Genomic DNA, 16,193 nt, shown 5'->3' with positions numbered 1-16,193 from the left:
AGCGCCTTTTCGGGATAGCGTGGGTCATGTCTTTCCCCAAAACCACGATTCGTCACCTCAGCTATTTCGTCGCGCTGGCCGAAGCCGGCAGCTTCACGCGCGCCGCCGAGCGGATGGGGGTTTCTCAGCCGTCGCTCTCGCAACAGATCCGCGCGCTGGAAACCATCGTCGGCGCAGCGTTGTTCGAACGGGGTGGCCCAGCGATCCTGACCCCGCTGGGCCGCGACTTGCTCGAGCGGGCACGCCGCATCCTTCTCGACGTCGTCGATCTCGAGGATTTCAGGGCGACATCGGCCGATCCCTTGATCGGTACGATCCGGCTCGGCGTATCGCCGACGCTCGGCGCCTATCTGTTGCCGGCCCTCGTCGCGCGCCTGCACCGCGAGCACCCGACGCTGCGAGTCCATGTCCGCGAAGGCCTGCCGCCCGCACTCGCGTCCGGGCTCGCCACGGGCGTCCACGATCTGATCCTGGCGCAGTTGCCCGTGACGGGCGGCGGGTTTCACAGCGAGCGGCTCTTTCGCGAACCGCTCTATGTCGCGATGGCGTCCGATCATCCGCTGGTCGCGAAAGCGATCATCGCGCCATCCGATCTGCGCGGTACCAGCCTGTTGACGCTGCAGCCCGAATATCGACTCGCCGAACAGGTCGCGGCGATCGCGGTCGATGTCGGCGCCAGCGTGATGCGCGACTATGAAGGGACCAGCCTCGATGCGATCCGCCAGATGGCGGGCATGGGGATGGGGCTTGCCCTGTTGCCCGAACTCTACGTCCGGCAGGAAGTTCGCGAAGGCGACGACGTCGTCAAGCGTCCGATCAAAGGCAGCCGCTATTACAGGGACATAGGGTTGCTGTGGCGACAGGGCGCCGGCCGCGCACCCGCCTACGGCCTGATCGCGGGCCTGCTACGTGCCGTCTCCGCATAGGAGATTCCTATCCAAATCATAAGCCGCACTGTGTTGCTCCAATATAACCGATAGGAAATACTCGCCCCGGATCAGACGCGAGGGGCACATGGCAGGCGAACATATCGGATGGCGTTCAGCGGCCGGGTGGCTGGCGGAGATCGTCGGGCCCGACATGCCCTATGTCCGCCTCACGATGGTCTACGGCGTCGCGATCAGCCTGCTGTCGCTCGCCACGCCGATCTCGGTTCAGCTGCTGATCAACAGCGTCGCCAACACCGCGATGCCAGCCCCGTTATGGACGCTGGCGGGCCTCTTGCTCGGGCTGTTGCTGGTGGTCGCGGGGCTGAGTGCCATGCGGTTCTGGATGATGGCGCTGTTCGAACGCCGGCTGTTCGCGCGCATCGTCGCCGAGATCACCGTCCGCGCGGTGCACGCGCAGAACCCGTTCTTCGCCGACCGGAATCGCGGCGACCTGTTCAATCGCTATTTCGACCTCGTCGTCGTGCAGAAGGCAGTGCCGAGCCTCGTCATCGGCGCGTTCACGATCATCCTGCAATCGGCGGTGGGGCTGATCGTCACCAGCTTCTACCATCCCTTCTTCCTCGCCTTCAACGCGCTCCTCCTGCTCGTCATCCTTGTGATCTGGCTGATCTGGTCGCGCGGCTCGATCCGGTCGGCGGTCGCGCTGAGCCACGCCAAGCACGAGGCCGCGCGCTGGCTGGAAAGCGTCGGCGGGTCGAACGGCTTCTACAAATCGAGCCGCCATTTCGATTTCGCGATGGACCGGTCGGAAGCCGTCACCGCCACCTATGTCGATTGCCACCGCCGCTATTTCCGCTACAGCTTCACGCAGACGGTCGCCTTCCTGCTGCTCTACGCCTTTGCCAGCGCGGCGCTGCTGGCGCTGGGCGGCAATTTGATCCTCAGCGGTGAACTGTCGATCGGACAGCTGGTCGCGGCCGAGCTGATCCTGAGCGGCGTCTTCTACGGCGTGTCGCAGCTCGGCTGGTATCTCGATACGCTCTACGATCTGGTGGCGAGCGCGGAGGAATTGTCGCTGCTCTACGCGATCCCGCAGGAGAGCGCAGTCGCCGCCGCGGGACAGTCCCCTGGCGACGGCGCGGTGCAGCTCGACCGCGTCGTGACCGAGGGCGCGCGCTTCGATTTTGCGCTCAGTGCGGGCGAACAGCTGGTCACGCGCGCGGACGGCGGGGCCGAGCGGCTGCTGGCGATGGTGCTCAAGCGCCATGTCGTGCCCGAACGCGGGCTGGTCCTGGTCGGCGGCGCGGACATGGCGACGTTCGACATGTGTCTGCTGCGGTCCGAGGTAATGGTGCTCGACCGGCCGAGCATCGTCGAGGTCACGATCCGCGAATATCTGACGCTTGCCGCAGCCGCGTCGACCTCCGCGGTGATGCTCGACGCGCTCGAGACGGTCGGCCTGCGCGACCGCGTCGCCGGCTTGCCGCACGGCCTCGACACGCCGCTGGCTGCCTCTGGCTATCCGCTGTCGATCGGCGAGGTCATGGCGCTGAAGCTGGCCAATGCGCTGCTGGTGCGCCCGCACGTGCTGATGCTGTCGCAGCTCTACGATCTGATCCCGACCAGCCGCCTCGCCGAGGTGCTGCGCCAGCTCAAGGCAGCGGGTACGACGGTCCTGCTGTGCACCGGCCGCCCCGAGGATATCGTGCTCGACGGGTGGTTCCATCTCGAACCCGATCGGCAACGCCGCTTCGACAGTTGTGCGGCGCTGGTCGCCGCGACCCAGCAGGGAGCCGGCAATGCCGTATAAGCCCGATCGCCTCGCGCATTTCCAAACACTTGCCGCGATGCGGGCACCACGGGTGGCATCGGCGGTGGCGTGGATGCTCGTGCTGGGCATCGCGATCGCCGCGGCGATCATGGTGCTGGTCCCCTGGGTGCAGACCGCCAACGGCACGGGACAAGTGGTCGCCCTCGATCCCGGCGATCGGCAGCAGCAGGTCACCGCGCTGGTGCCGGGCAAGGTCGAGCGCTGGTACGTCCAGGACGGCCAGCACGTCGCGCGCGGCGATCCGATCGCACGCGTCGTCGATCTCGACCCCGATCTGCTCTCACGGCTGGGGGCCGAGCGCGCGCAGGTGCAGGCGGAGATCGCCGCGATCCAGCAGAGTCGCGCCGTCGCCGGAATCGACGTCGCGCGCACCGGGCAGTTGCTCGCCGAGGGGCTCGCCGCCCGCCGCGATTACGAACAGACGCAGATCAAGGTCGCCGACGCGGGTGCCAAGCTCGCCGAGGCGCGCGCGAAACTGAACCGGATCGATATCCAGCTCAACCGCCAGTCGGCCCAGCTGGTACGTGCGCCGCGCGACGGCCGCGTCCAGCAACTCAATGCCGCGAGCGGCAGCGCGCTGGTGTCTCCGGGCACAGTGCTCGCGGTGATCGCGCCCGAACGCGTCGAGCGCGCGGTCGAGCTGTACGTCGACGGCCGCGACATGCCGCTGATCCGCCCCGGTCGCCCGGTGCGGCTCGAGTTCGAGGGCTGGCCTGCGATCCAGTTCAGCGGCTGGCCGTCGGTCGCACAAGGCATGTTCGACGCGCGCGTCCGGATGATCGACCCCAATGCCGCCCCCGACGGCACCTTCCGCATCCTGGTCGAACCGCGGCCGGGCAAGCCGGGCTGGCCGACCGCCACCTTCGTCCGCCCGGGCGGCAAGGTGCGCGGCTGGGTGCAGGGCGAAACCGTCCTGGTCGGCTACGAACTGTGGCGCCAGCTCAACGACTTCCCGCTCGAATTCGGCCAGCGCGGCGCGGCATCGGCCAAGGCGCAGCCCAAACCGCCGACAAAGGCCAGCGCGGACGAAACCGGCAAGGACGGGGACGCCAAGAAATGACGCGGGTCCCCCCTCTTCTTGGCGTCGCTTTCCTGCTCGTCCTGCTGGCACCCGCCGCCGCGTCCGCGCAAAGCACGCCGCTGACGCTCGACGAGGTGCTGCGTTCGTCCGCGCGGTCCGCGCCGCAGATCGTCGAGGCGCTCGCCAAGGTGCGGCAGGCGGATGGCCGCGCGCTATCCGCGGAGGGCGCGTTCGACACTGTGTTCGACGTCGATTCGAAGTTGCGCGTCGCGGGCTATTACGACGGCACCGTGGTCGAGGGACGCGCGACGCGACCGCTCACCGGGAATGGCGGCTATGTCTATGGTGGCTATCGCGCGTCGCGCGGCACGTTCCCGGTCTATGAGGACCAGGCCTATACCAACAAGCTTGGCGAGGCGAAGGTCGGCGCGCTGTTCGCGCTGCTGCGCGACCGGGTGATCGACGAGCGCCGCACACGGCGGACGATCGCCGGCACCGAGATCGACGTCGCGCGGTTCGAGGCGGAGATGGTCGCGGTCGGCGTGCAGCGGCGCGCGGTCGACGCCTATCAGGCCTGGGTCGCGGCGGGTCTGCGGCTGCGCGCCTATCGCGACCTGTTGCAGATGGCGGAGCGGCGTCGCAGCGCGATCGGCCGGCTGGTGACGCTCGGCGCACGCCCCGAGATTCTGCTCGTCGAGAACGACCAGAACCTCGTCCGGCGTCGCGCGCTGACGGTGCGGGCCGAGCAGGATGTCGCCGGTGCCGCCAATGCACTGTCGCTCTATCTGCGCGACGAGGCGGGTGCGCCCGTGACGGTGTCGGACGATCGCATGCCGGCGGATGCCGGCGCGCTCGCCGCTTTATCCGTCGCAGCGACGCGGGCGGGGCCGGTCGAACGCCCCGACTATCGCGCGGTGCTCGCGCGGATCGAGCAGGCGACGTCGCGACTGGCTTTGGCGGAGAACGACCTGTCGCCGCGGCTCGACCTGCGCGGCGAGGTCGGCAAGGATGTCGGGGCGGTCGGCCTGGGTGGCCCCAACCGGACGCCGCTCGAGGCCGCGATCGGTTTCCGGTTCAGCGTGCCGCTGCAGAACCGCGCCGCCAAGGGCCGCGTCGCCGAGGCGCGCGCCGAGATCGACGCGCTGGGCCAGCGCAGCCGCTTTCTGCGCGACCAGATCACCGTCGAGGTCCAGGGTATCGTCATCGCAGTCGGTGCCGCGGAGCGGCTCGCCGCGATCGCGGATGAGGAACGTCAACTCGGCGACCGTCTCGCCGCCGCCGAGCGCCGTCGCTTCGAGCTCGGATCCGCCGACTTCTTTCTCGTCAACCAGCGCGAAGAAACCGCCACGGATGCCCGCGTCCGCCTCATCGAAGCGCAGGCGCGGATCGCGTCCGCGCGTGCCGAACTCGCCGCTGCTACCGCCGATCGGAAGGCGCTGCGGCTCGTGCGATGATCGCCGTTATACGAACGGGCGGCAGCCGATCGCGGCGGACCGATGCAGACGGCGGACGAGGGAATGCGGTTTATCGACGAGATCGGTGGGCGTGCACCCTCGACGAAGCAAACCTATCCGAGCATTGCAGCTTTGCTTGCTGTCTATTCCCATCGATCACGGGGATGTTAAGGGAAGCAAAGGAGCTGGATATGCGCAATTTCGGGACGAGGATGCCCGACATCGAGTGGCCAACGCTCATGCTCGCGATCCTGATCTACGCCGGCTGGATCGCGCTTACCGCGCTTCATGCGCAGGTTCCGCGTCCCCTGCTGATCGTCCTGGGCGGATGGTTGGTCGCGTGGCAGGGATCGCTGCAGCACGAGACGATTCACGGCCATCCGACAGGCATCACCTGGGTCGATGGCGCGATCGGCTTTGCTCCCTTGTCGCTTTGGTTGCCCTATCGGCTATATCGTCGCAGCCATCTTGCGCATCACGGCGCCAAGGTCATCACCGATCCCCGGCACGATCCCGAATCCCGCTACCGCCTATCCCGAACCGGCGCACTCGGCGCTTCGCTGCAGTCGAGCGTGATCGGCCAGATGATCTTCGGCCCCGCATTGTCGATCGGACGATTCCTTGTCGCCGAGACGCGCCGTGCCGTGCGCGACCCCGCTGCCGTCGCACGGGACTGGGTGCCGCATCTGATCGGCGTCGCGGCACTGCTGTGGTGGCTTGACCATGTCGGGCTGAGCCTTGCCACCTATGCGCTCGCCTTCGTCTATCCGGGCACCGCGTTGACGATGCTGCGATCCTATGCCGAGCATCGCGCCGACCTGACGAGCCCCGGACGCGCGGCGATCGTCGAGCGCGGCGGACTGTTCGCGGTGCTGTACCTCAACAACAATCTTCATGCCGCACACCATGAACGTCCGCGGCTCGCCTGGTATCGCCTGCCCGCCTATCACCGTCGTCACCGTGACCGGTTCGTGGTGCAAGGCGCGCCCGTCTATCGCGGTTATGGAGAGATCATCCGGCGTTTCGCGTTTCGATCGCATGACGACATCGTCCATCCCAATGCCCGGGCGCAGTCCGCATGACCCGCCTGGTCGCATCGCTCGGGATGTACGATTATCCGGCGCAGCAGCCCGCCAACGATCGTATCTGGTCCGCGATCGCGCGGATCCTGCGCGCCCGCGGGATCCCAGGCGTGCCCGATGCTCTGGACCGGGTACGCCATGTCCATGATATATGGCGGGATCCGAACCTGCTTTTCGGGCAGGCGTGCGGCTATCCGCTGATCGCCGACGCTACGCTTGATCTGCAAGTGATCGCCTTGCCGATCTACGACATGCAGGGATCGCGGCGTGGCGACGCGACGCACGCCAGCGTGCTCGTGGCGCGTGCGAATGATGGCCGCGGATCGCTAGGTGACTATCGCGACAGCCGGGCCGCGATCAACGATCCGCGGTCGAACACGGGCATGAACCTGTTCCGCGCGACGCTGGCACCGATCGCCGAGACGAGCGTCTTCTTCGCCCGCGTCGTGCAGACCGGATCGCACCGCACCAGCGTTGCTGCGATCGCCGCGGGGGATGCGGATCTCGCCGCGATCGACGCCGTCACCTATGCGACGCTGATGCGGCACGAACCCGATCTGACTGCTCCGCTCAAGATCGTCGCGCGCAGCCCCGTCTCTCCGACGCTCCCGTTCGTAACCTCGGCGGCCATGAGCACCGAGACGGTCGCCACGCTCCGCCTCGCCTTGCGGCAGATCATCACCGATCCGTACCTCGCGGAGGATCGCGCGTTGCTTGGGCTAGCGGGTATCGTCACCGCGGACGCCGACGTGCTGGCGCCGATCCAAGCGCTGGAACAGACGGCGATCCGCTACGGCTATCCGGAGCTGCGATGACTGCCCAACCATCTGAGCCCGTGCTGGATCTCGACGACACCATTGCCGACCTGCGCGCCGCACGCGCCGCATGGCGACGGGAGGATGGCGGACGCCACAGCGTCGCGCACTTTCCGTCGCGCATCGCGGTCGAGGCGGCGATCGGCGATCTCGTCATTGCGCTGTTTCCCGGACGGCTCGGTGGCTATGCAGGGGATAATAGCGGCGAAGACGCCTTTGTCGGCGCGGCGTTGCGCCGCGCACTGACGATCTTGCAGCAACAGGTGGAAAGCGAGCTCGCCTATTGGCAGGAGGAGTCGGCGCAGGCGTTCGATCCCAACCAGTCGGCAATGATCATCCGTCTATTCGTCAGCGAACTGGGGCCGATCCGCGACCTGGTCGACGCCGATGTCCGCGCCGCCTTTCTCGGCGATCCGGCGGCACGCAGCGCCGACGAGGTCCTGATCTGCTACCCCGGCATCGTCGCGATGCTCCACCACCGCATCGCGCATGCGCTGTACAATCTGGGCGCGCCGATCGTCGCGCGGATCGTGTCGGAACTCGCCAACACCCGCACCGGCATCGACATCCATCCCGGCGCAACGATCGGACGAAGCGTCTTCATCGACCACGGCACCGGCGTGGTAATCGGCGAGACCGCGATCATCGGCGACCGCGTCCAGATCTACCAGCATGTAACGCTCGGCGCGCGCAGCCCGCTCGGCGTGACGGACATGTCGGTGCGCGAGCGACTGGCGCGTCATCCGATCGTCGAGGACGATGTCGTGATCTATGCCGGTGCCACCATCCTCGGGCGGGTGACGATCGGTCACGGCGCGACGATCGGCGGCAATGTCTGGCTGCTGGAGAACGTACCGCCCGGCAGCGTCGTGGCGCAGCCGACCGCGGTGATCCTCAAGGGAGACGCCGCCATCCAGTTGCACGAAACGTTGCGCGGGCGTTCGACATGACGCGCGTCTTTCCCTGCCGTCGCGATGCTGGCCACCGCGAGACCGGCCCCCCGCGACCGGTGGTCGGTGTGGTGTGCTGCAACGAGGTCGCCGATCGTCCGATCCAGGCGGTAGCTACCCGTTTCATCGATCCGTTGGTACAGTTTGCAGATGCGACCATCTTGTTGGTACCAGCGGTCGCGGACGCGCTGGACGCCCGATCGCTCGCTATGCGCTTGGACGGACTGCTGCTCACAGGATCACGATCGAATGTGGCCGGCGATCGCTATGGCGGTGTCGATGCGGCGGACGATACGCTCGATCTCGACCGCGACACCGTGGCGTTCGATCTCGCCGCGCGGATGATCGAGGCGGGCCGACCCGTCTTCGGCATCTGTCGCGGACTGCAGGAGCTCAACGTTCTGTTCGGTGGAACGCTGGCCGATACCGAAGCGGGCCACCACCGCGAGACCCACGATGCGACCGCGTATGAATCGTTGTTCGATCACGTCCACGACGTCGCCTTGCAGACCGGCGGGCTGCTCGAAACGGCGATGGCACGGTCGAACGTCACGGTAACATCGGTGCATCGCCAAGGCATCGACCGACTTGGCGCGGGTCTCCGCGTCGAGGCAGTTGCGACCGACGACGGCCTGATCGAGGCATTCTCTGCGCGGCCTTGCGGCGGTGACGTTATCGCCGTCCAATGGCATCCCGAGTGGGATGTCGCGGTCAGCGACGCCAGCCGCGCCTTCTTCTCGCTCATCGGCCGGTCGCTGCGAGGTTCGACCCGATCGTAAGGCCAGACGGTATCGCACCCGACAGAAGTAGGGCGGCAATCCGTTCGGAGCGCGCGTACCGCGTGCGGAAGTATCGCTTTGTCTAAATCCTTCGTCGAGCCACATGTCGATCGCGGGCCAGCGGCACTTAAACGTCCTCGAACCGTTCGGTCAGCGACCAGCACTGCAGGATAGATCCGATGACCAGCGACCCACGTACCAGCCAACCGACAAGCTTTCCCGGCGAGCCGCAGCAACCGTCCCCCGGCCTCGTCGCACAGATGAAGACCAAGCCGGATCACGGAGAGGAAAGCTATGTCGGCAAGGGCCTGCTCAAGGGCAAGGTCGCGCTGATCACCGGCGGGGACTCGGGCATCGGCAAGGCCGTCGCGATCGCGTACGCGCGGGAGGGCGCGGACGTCGCGATCTGCTACCTTGCGGTCGAGCAGGCGGATGCGGAGGATACGCGGGTCTGGGTGGAGAAAGCGGGGCAACGCTGCGTGCTGTTGCCTGGCGACATTCGCGACCGGGATCACTGCCTCGCGCTGGTCGAGCGCACCGTGGCCGAGCTTGGCGGCCTCGACATACTGGTCAACAACGCCGCGGCGCAGACCATGAACGAAGATCTGGACAGCATCGACGACGACGAGATGCAGGATGCGTTTGCCGCCAACGTGTTCGCGATGCTCCGTCTCGCCAAGGCAGCGGCGCCGCACATGAAGCCCGGGTCCGCGATCGTGAACACCACCAGCGAGCAGGCCAAGGTCGCGGCGAAGAGCATGATCGTCTACGCAGCAACTAAGGGCGCGATCTCCAGCCTGACGGTCGGGCTGTCCAACTTGCTCATCGATAAGGGCATCCGCGTCAACGCCGTTGCCCCCGGCCCGATCTGGACGCCGATCCAGCCGATAGCGAAATCGACGGAAGAGCTTGAGACGCTCGGCCAGGATACGCCGGTCGGCCGCGCCGGACAGCCTGCGGAACTCGCGCCCGCCTATGTTCTGCTGGCATCACGCGAAGGCAGCTACATGACCGGCGCGGTGATCGCCGTGACCGGCGGTGTGCCGATCAACTGATCAAGCAAGCGCTGTCGGGACATACACCCCCGACAGCGCCTGCGCGTACCCGGTCGGTATCGTACCAACGCAGATCAGTCACAAATACCGCCCATCGCCAGCACGCGCGCTGAACCAGCATGATGAACGGACGTTCAGCTTACGCGCCCTGCAAACAGGCTCATCCTGCGGGGCGGCCGCTCCACCGCGGCACAAAGGACGGACATGACGAAACCTACGCTTGCCGAGAGGCCCGCCATCCTTGCCGCCAAGCGACAACTCAAGATGGCACGCTCGACGCACGCCTATGTCCGGGGCAATACGGCCAAGTTCTACGAATGGCTCGAAGCGTCGCCCGCCTCGCGCCGCGTTCCGCAAGGACCGGCGATCTGGATCTGCGGCGACTGCCATCTCGGCAATCTGGGCCCGATCAACGATGGGGGCGGACGGATTGCGATCCAGATTCGCGATCTTGACCAGGCCGTGATCGGCAACCCGGCGCACGACCTGATCCGTCTCGGCCTGTCGCTCGCAACCGCCGCGCGAGGATCCGACCTGCCCGGCGTGACGACCGCGCACATGATCGAAGAGATGGTCACCGGCTACGCAAGCGCGATGGCCGATCCCGCCAATGGCGATACCGGGCCGGAGCCGGACGCAGTCCGCAGCGTGAAGCGCCGCGCAATTGGACGGCGGTGGCGGCACCTTGCCAAGGAACGCTTTGCGACCCGCGAACCGATGATCCCGCTTGGCGACAAATTCTGGCCGCTGGAACGCTTCGAACGCGATGCATTGGCGGCACTGGTCACCGAGGCCGAGATCGCAGCCCTGGTTCTTTCGCTTGACGAAAAGGACCGCGATCGAACGGTCCGCCTGGCAGATGCGGCCTATTGGATGAAGGGGTGCAGTTCGCTCGGGCTGCTTCGCTTTGCCGCGTTGGTCGGACTGAAGAATGCCAAAGGAAGATCGGACTATGCGCTGATCGACTTGAAGGAGGCGACGACACCGATCGCCCCTGCGGCCAAGGGTGCGAAGATGCCGAAGGACCAAGCCGTTCGGGTGGTCGAGGCGGCACGCGCTCTCTCGCCGCATCTTGGCAGCCGCATGGTCGCCGCACGGGCACTTGATCGGTCGCTGTTCGTCCGCGAACTGTCACCGCAGGACCTGAAGCTCGAGGTCGAACAGTTCAGCGCCGGACAGGCCGTGAAGGCCGCGCGCTATCTCGCCTTCGTCGTCGGCAAGGCCCATGCGCGCCAGATGGATGCCGATACGCGTCACGACTGGGCTCGCGTTCTCGACGCCGATCGCCGGGGTGCGATCGATGCACCGAACTGGTTATGGGAGAGCGTCGTGTCGCTGGCGGGCAGCCACGAGGCGGGGTATCTGGATCACTGCCGCCAATACGCGATGAAGGCGTGATCCGACTGGGCATTTCTCGACGAGAACGGCGCGCTCGATTTATAGGGATACGGTGCGCGTAGGAACCCTCGAGCGTCACTTGTCGGTGCACGCGAGTCACACGTCTGCCAACGCGATCTGCGTGGACCGTTGGCTGAAGCGCACTCTCGCAGCCTGCACGTCTCTAGCGATTGCGCGCCGATCAGCGATTTAGGAATGCGTCGAATGTCTTGCGACGTTAGATGCCAATGACGCTCGCGGGGGGGGGGTAAGCAGATCGTTTCGGTGTCGCCATTTAAACAGCGCCCGAACAGTATACAGCACAGACGACCAATTGCCGCAGGAAACACAGGGCAGCCGGCTTGGGAGTTGGCATCATAGTCGGCCTCGTCACGCTGTGGCGGCACACGCATCGAGAGCAACACGCTGAGCCGCACCCACCCATCCCAAATGCTTAGGATCGCTGATACGGCCCGGTGATTCTAGAATATGTAGCGAGTTTGACCTGGCGTCAGGGGGCGTCGAACCCCGACGCGTCCCAAGCAAGTCCATCACCCGTCCGCGGCTTATTCTCGGACGACGTGCGCGCGTTCCACGCGTCCACGCCCAGTCGCTCGATATCGCTCGGATTGGGCGGCGGTTCTGCCAGGGCGTTGCCCGGTAGGGTCACCACCACGTCGGCGATTGTTCGAAGCGTATCGGCATATTCGGCTGAAACGATGAGGACGCGCTCGCCATATTGCTGGCGCACAGGTGCCAGCGATTCGATCAACGGCAGCGTCTTGCCGTTCAACAGGATGACGAGCGCGTCCATGGCGCTTACTCTAACCCGCCATAGCCACCAACGTCGAGGTCTGCCGTGGCGCGCGCGCCGGGCTCGCCGCCTTCACCTCCCAGGCCGCCGAAACCGTCCTGCCCGCCACCAGTATCCGTCGTGGAACCCGCGACAGAACCTCCCCCGATCCCGCCGAACCCGTCGCCGCTGCTAGCAGGCGATGACGAGATTCCGCTCTCGGACGATGGCCATGCCGAGGCGGCAGTCGAGGACGGGGGTGTTCCACCGAACATGCCGCCAAACCCGCTCTCGCCTCCGCTACCGGACGACGGTGCCGGGGTCGCCGCGCTACCGGGTACCATCGCGCCGGTATCGAGATCGGCGGCGGTTAAGCCGTCATTGCCACCGACATTGAAGATCCCGCCATAGCCGTCGCCACCGTTTTCGTCAGCCTCGACGCCAAGCGCCGCCGCCGCCGATATTGTCGGCACTGGCGCGTTGCCGGTGTTCGCCGGATCGGTCACCTCGAGATCGATCAGGCGCAACCCCTGTGCGCTCCATTCGTCCCACTTTGCCTTGAAGTTCGGCCAGTTCGCATTGACCCATAGACCGTAGCCGTCCGAGCCGCCGCGAAACACGCCCGAATAGAGCCGTTTGCCGCCGACCGTGTTGATCTCCAGATCCACCAAGCGAAGATTGGCCTTCGACCATTCCTGCCATTTGGCCTGGAACCCGGGCCAATCGGCGTTGACCCAGAGACCATAGCCGTCCGTGCCGCCACGAAACACGCCGGAATAGCGGCGCTCATTGCCGAAATTGGTGATCACCAGATCGACCAGGCGCAGGTTTTGCTTCGACCATTCCTGCCATTTGGCGACGAAGCTCTCCCAGGTCGCATTGCCCCAGAGGCCATAGGCGTCGGTACCGCCACGGAAGACACCCGAATACAGATTTTGCGTCCCGGAACGGACGACGTCCATCGAGACCAGCCGCAGGTTCTGCTTCGACCATTCCTGCCATTTGGCGACAAACGCGTTCCAGTCGGCATTGAGCCATAACCCATAGGCTTCGGTGCCAGCGGTCCAGACGCCGTTATAGCGGCGCTCATTGCCGACCTGCACGATATCAAGGTCCGCTAGCCGAAGCCCCTGCCCCGCCCATTCCTGCCACTTGACAACGAAGCTGTCGTAGCTCCCATTGATCCACAAAGCGTGCTTGCCGCTTCCGCCGCGGAATACGCCCGAATAGCGTTGTTCGGCGAGCGGGAAGCCGAGATGATAGGGCGTGACCGAACACATCTCCCAATCATTGCCCTTCATCAGGCATTTGACGCCGCCGCCCGGCGCGCAATTCTCGCAATTGCTGTTGGGTTTGCCGAAATAGCCCCATGATCCGCCGCATGTGCATCCGCTCGACGCATATTCGTCGGGTGCACCGAAGATGTGGCCAGTTTCGTGCGTGAAAACGCGGTCGATGTTATCGGGACCCCATCCGTCATTGGCATAGTCCATGATGATCCGCGGCCCGCCGATCGATGCATAGGCGAAGTGGCCGACCGGGTATTTGGTAAAGAAGACGATATACGCCCAATCTGTCTTCAGCTTGGTCCGCAGATCATTTGCATACTGCGTGACGTTGCCGAGGCCGGCGGCATAGCCGATCTTTGCCATTGCGGGATCGCGAAACCGGCTCTCCATCTGATCCGCGGTCGGGGATCCGGTGAGCGGCGTTTCAGAGATCGCGACGTTCTGAACTTCATAGAGGAACGAGACTGCACCCGCATCGTTCTGCGCGCCCAACCAGCCAAGGCCGTTCTGCACCTCTGCGACCACTTTGGTCCGCTCGGCAGCGGTGAACTGCAGCGCCGCGGTCGGCCCGTTGACGATCACGATGCCGACCGCGACCCGGCCTGTCAGTCGCGTGCTGAGCGCCGGCGCACCGGCGGCTAAACCCTGCTCACCGGGAGGCAGGCCGACATCGCCGCACATGAGCGGCTTGCCACCATCCGAGCCGTCCCAGCTTTCTCCCTGTCGCGGACGTTGCGCCTTGGCATCGCTATATTCGGGCGATTGCCGCAACGCGAACGCTTCGATCCCGAGCCGTTCGGTTTCGGTCAAGTCCTCCGGCAGTTCGTCGGAACCCAACGAGAGTGGCATCTCGAGCCCTTCGAACGCCAAGCTCGCCTCGCCGCCTGGCTGCACCTCAGCGAGCAACACCCGGTCGCCATATTGATGCATTATCCGCCCGCCGCTCCGCGATAGCGACCGTGTCAGTTCGGATGCGAGTATGCCGACAGCATTTTCGCGCGGCAGGATGATGATCTTTTCACGAATTCCAATGTCGCCGGCCATGATGATCTCCTAAGATTTAGGTGAACGCTCGCACTCCGATGGAATAAGCCACAATACGCGATAACGGCAAAGTCTGTTACAAACATTCTAGATACGACTCTCAATGAGCTATGCCTGATTACGTACCATTGCATTATGAAAATATAGGCTAGTTTGCTGGTCCATTTTGAATGATAAACGTCACAATATAAACCATAATCGACGATTATCAATTTCATTCGCATTTGCAGCATAGAAAAGCGTCATCATCACTACCGAATATCGCAGCTTAGATACTATATCCAAGATGGTGGAACACATTCCTGACCGGTAGCGCGCAATATGACAATCTTGCGCGCCTCGATCCGCGCAATACGAACATCGGATATATGCCCTTATCTCTTATATATTCTATCGCTAGCCAACATGGCGAGGCCAATTGTTACGCTGATCTCACATTGGAAGACGAAACAACCAAATCACCGCCGCTTCGCGGGATCGCCATAGAACACGCCACGTCCGTCCGTGCCAAGATAGACACGACCTTCGCGCCGGGGATCGCCTGAGACGACGCGGTAGCGCCCGCCCCAGCGATGCGCGTCGTCGTCGATACGCACCCAAGATCGCCCCGTGTCCATTGAGCGCCACACGCCCCTAATGCCGCCGAACGTGCCGACAGCAAACACGCCGTTTCGGCCGAGACCGAAGAGTTCAACTTGGAGCCGATCCGTGGCCGATGCGAAGGTACCCCCTCCGTCGGAACTGTAAAACAGCCGCGTGCCGGCCTGCAGCCACAAGGCTCCCGCACGATCAGGATCAGCCAGAAGTGAACTCTGCGCTTCGCGGCCCTGCCTGCCGGCCGGCGCAAGATCCGCAGGCAAGCCGCGGCCAGCTACCGGTGCGAAGCTTATTCCGGCGTCTCGAGATACGAGTAATGTACCCTGGCCAACGTCGACGGCGTAAAAGGTAAGCGGATCACGCTTGTCAGCCACGGCGCGGGTCTTTCCCCGCAAACCGCGTATCACCGACCAGTGAAGGCCGCCGTCGCGCGAAACGTGTGGAACCGGCGTCGCCACTATGATCGTCGTGCCGTCCGCGGAGACGGTGATCGGCCAATCGCCGTTCAGATCCTCGCGGCGCGCCGGGGCGCCCATCGGCGGCACTTTCAGCATCGTCCAGGTCCGGCCGCCATCGTCCGATCGCCCCAGCGAGCCATCGCGCGGTCGGTCGAGATACAGGCTGCCGCTGCGCACGATCACGTTCGGCGCCAACCCGGCATAATCGAGCGTGTTGGTATTCGACATATAGGGATTGACGAAACTCGGTTGCGGCGAGCGGTCGAGATCGTCGTGGACGAAGCCGGCAAGGTCGCCGAAGCCCGAAATCAGCGGCGCGCCGCCGGTCGGCGAGACCAAAGTGATAATCGCGGTCTGCTCGATCCCGCGGACCCAGGGCGACCAGTCGATCGCGCCGGTGCGGGTCGCGTCGCGGGTGGCGTAGAGCGTCGCCCCGGTCGTATAGGCGATCCGCGCGGGATCGAACGGATCGATCGCGAGCCCCGAGATCCAATGGCCGAAATCGGCGCCCTTGCCTTCATGCAGCAGGAACGGACTCGCCGAAACGTCGCGCCGGCTGCGCGCACCAAGATCATCCCAGCTGCGGCCATCGTCGTGGCTGATCCACACCGAGTCGCCGTGGCGGTAGCGATCAACCGTGCTGACCGCGACGGTGCCGGTCTGACCCCGCGAGACCGCGACCCCGAGAAACGCGCCTTCCGCACCGGTCGCACGCCCTTGCCGGCGAACAACGTCGGACCTTCCGCAACGTGCCATGT

13 protein-coding genes are annotated in these 16,193 nt (G+C 65.2%); 10 read left to right on the top strand and 3 right to left on the bottom strand.

Features of this window, described 5'->3' with window-relative positions; genetic code table 11:
• Window positions 1–26 precede the first annotated feature (26 nt).
• The 10 genes from EV283_RS10910 (at window position 27) to EV283_RS10865 (ending at window position 11,275) form a co-directional block, all read left to right on the top strand.
• The gene (locus EV283_RS10910; protein ID WP_130325300.1) at window positions 27–926 is read left to right on the top strand and encodes a hydrogen peroxide-inducible genes activator; all 900 of its coding nucleotides are present in this window, start codon (window positions 27–29) and stop codon (window positions 924–926) included.
• An 88-nt stretch (window positions 927–1,014) separates the two neighbouring features.
• Window positions 1,015–2,700: an ABC transporter ATP-binding protein gene (locus EV283_RS10905; RefSeq protein WP_130325297.1), complete on the top strand. Its 1,686-nt coding sequence runs from the start codon at window positions 1,015–1,017 to the stop codon at window positions 2,698–2,700.
• Window positions 2,690–3,781, top strand: a complete 1,092-nt coding sequence (locus tag EV283_RS10900) for an HlyD family efflux transporter periplasmic adaptor subunit (protein ID WP_130325295.1) — start codon at window positions 2,690–2,692, stop codon at window positions 3,779–3,781. Before EV283_RS10905 ends, EV283_RS10900 begins: the two co-directional genes overlap by 11 nt.
• On the top strand, window positions 3,778–5,196 hold the full coding sequence (locus EV283_RS10895) for a TolC family protein (protein ID WP_130325293.1): 1,419 nt from the start codon (window positions 3,778–3,780) through the stop codon (window positions 5,194–5,196). The genes EV283_RS10900 and EV283_RS10895 overlap by 4 nt, the downstream gene beginning before the upstream one ends.
• Before the next feature lie 191 nt (window positions 5,197–5,387).
• Entirely contained in the window at window positions 5,388–6,278 is an 891-nt protein-coding gene (locus EV283_RS10890) for a fatty acid desaturase (RefSeq protein ID WP_130325291.1), read from the top strand.
• Window positions 6,275–7,093: a PhnD/SsuA/transferrin family substrate-binding protein gene (locus EV283_RS10885; protein WP_130325289.1), complete on the top strand. Its 819-nt coding sequence runs from the start codon at window positions 6,275–6,277 to the stop codon at window positions 7,091–7,093. Before EV283_RS10890 ends, EV283_RS10885 begins: the two co-directional genes overlap by 4 nt.
• Window positions 7,090–8,043, top strand: a complete 954-nt coding sequence (epsC, locus tag EV283_RS10880; protein WP_130325287.1) for a serine O-acetyltransferase EpsC — start codon at window positions 7,090–7,092, stop codon at window positions 8,041–8,043. The genes EV283_RS10885 and epsC overlap by 4 nt, the downstream gene beginning before the upstream one ends.
• Window positions 8,040–8,822, top strand: coding sequence for a gamma-glutamyl-gamma-aminobutyrate hydrolase family protein (locus EV283_RS10875; protein WP_207223106.1), 783 nt, complete (start codon window positions 8,040–8,042; stop codon window positions 8,820–8,822). Before epsC ends, EV283_RS10875 begins: the two co-directional genes overlap by 4 nt.
• Window positions 8,823–9,001: 179 nt before the next feature.
• Window positions 9,002–9,877, top strand: a complete 876-nt coding sequence (locus tag EV283_RS10870) for an SDR family oxidoreductase (protein WP_130325285.1) — start codon at window positions 9,002–9,004, stop codon at window positions 9,875–9,877.
• A 165-nt stretch (window positions 9,878–10,042) separates the two neighbouring features.
• Complete coding sequence (locus EV283_RS10865; protein ID WP_347400219.1) at window positions 10,043–11,275, top strand: DUF2252 family protein; 1,233 nt, start codon at window positions 10,043–10,045, stop codon at window positions 11,273–11,275.
• A 490-nt stretch (window positions 11,276–11,765) separates the two neighbouring features.
• On the opposite strand, the gene EV283_RS10860 is transcribed toward EV283_RS10865, so the two are convergent.
• The 3 genes from EV283_RS10860 to EV283_RS10850 all read right to left on the bottom strand — a co-directional run bounded on the left by EV283_RS10860 (window position 11,766) and on the right by EV283_RS10850 (window position 16,191).
• Complete coding sequence (locus EV283_RS10860; protein WP_130325281.1) at window positions 11,766–12,068, bottom strand: hypothetical protein; 303 nt, start codon at window positions 12,066–12,068, stop codon at window positions 11,766–11,768.
• 5 nt (window positions 12,069–12,073) lie between these two features.
• Window positions 12,074–14,380 (bottom strand): hypothetical protein, encoded by a 2,307-nt coding sequence (locus EV283_RS19325; RefSeq protein ID WP_207223104.1) that lies wholly within the window; start codon window positions 14,378–14,380, stop codon window positions 12,074–12,076.
• A gap of 458 nt (window positions 14,381–14,838) precedes the next feature.
• Complete coding sequence (locus EV283_RS10850) at window positions 14,839–16,191, bottom strand: hypothetical protein (RefSeq protein WP_130325279.1); 1,353 nt, start codon at window positions 16,189–16,191, stop codon at window positions 14,839–14,841.
• Window positions 16,192–16,193 lie beyond the last annotated feature (2 nt).

This window comes from Sphingomonas sp. BK036, from assembly GCF_004216825.1.
Taxonomy (GTDB): domain Bacteria; phylum Pseudomonadota; class Alphaproteobacteria; order Sphingomonadales; family Sphingomonadaceae; genus Sphingomonas.
The sequence above is the reverse complement of the archived record's forward strand: the minus strand, read 5'-3'. Positions and strand labels throughout refer to the sequence as shown.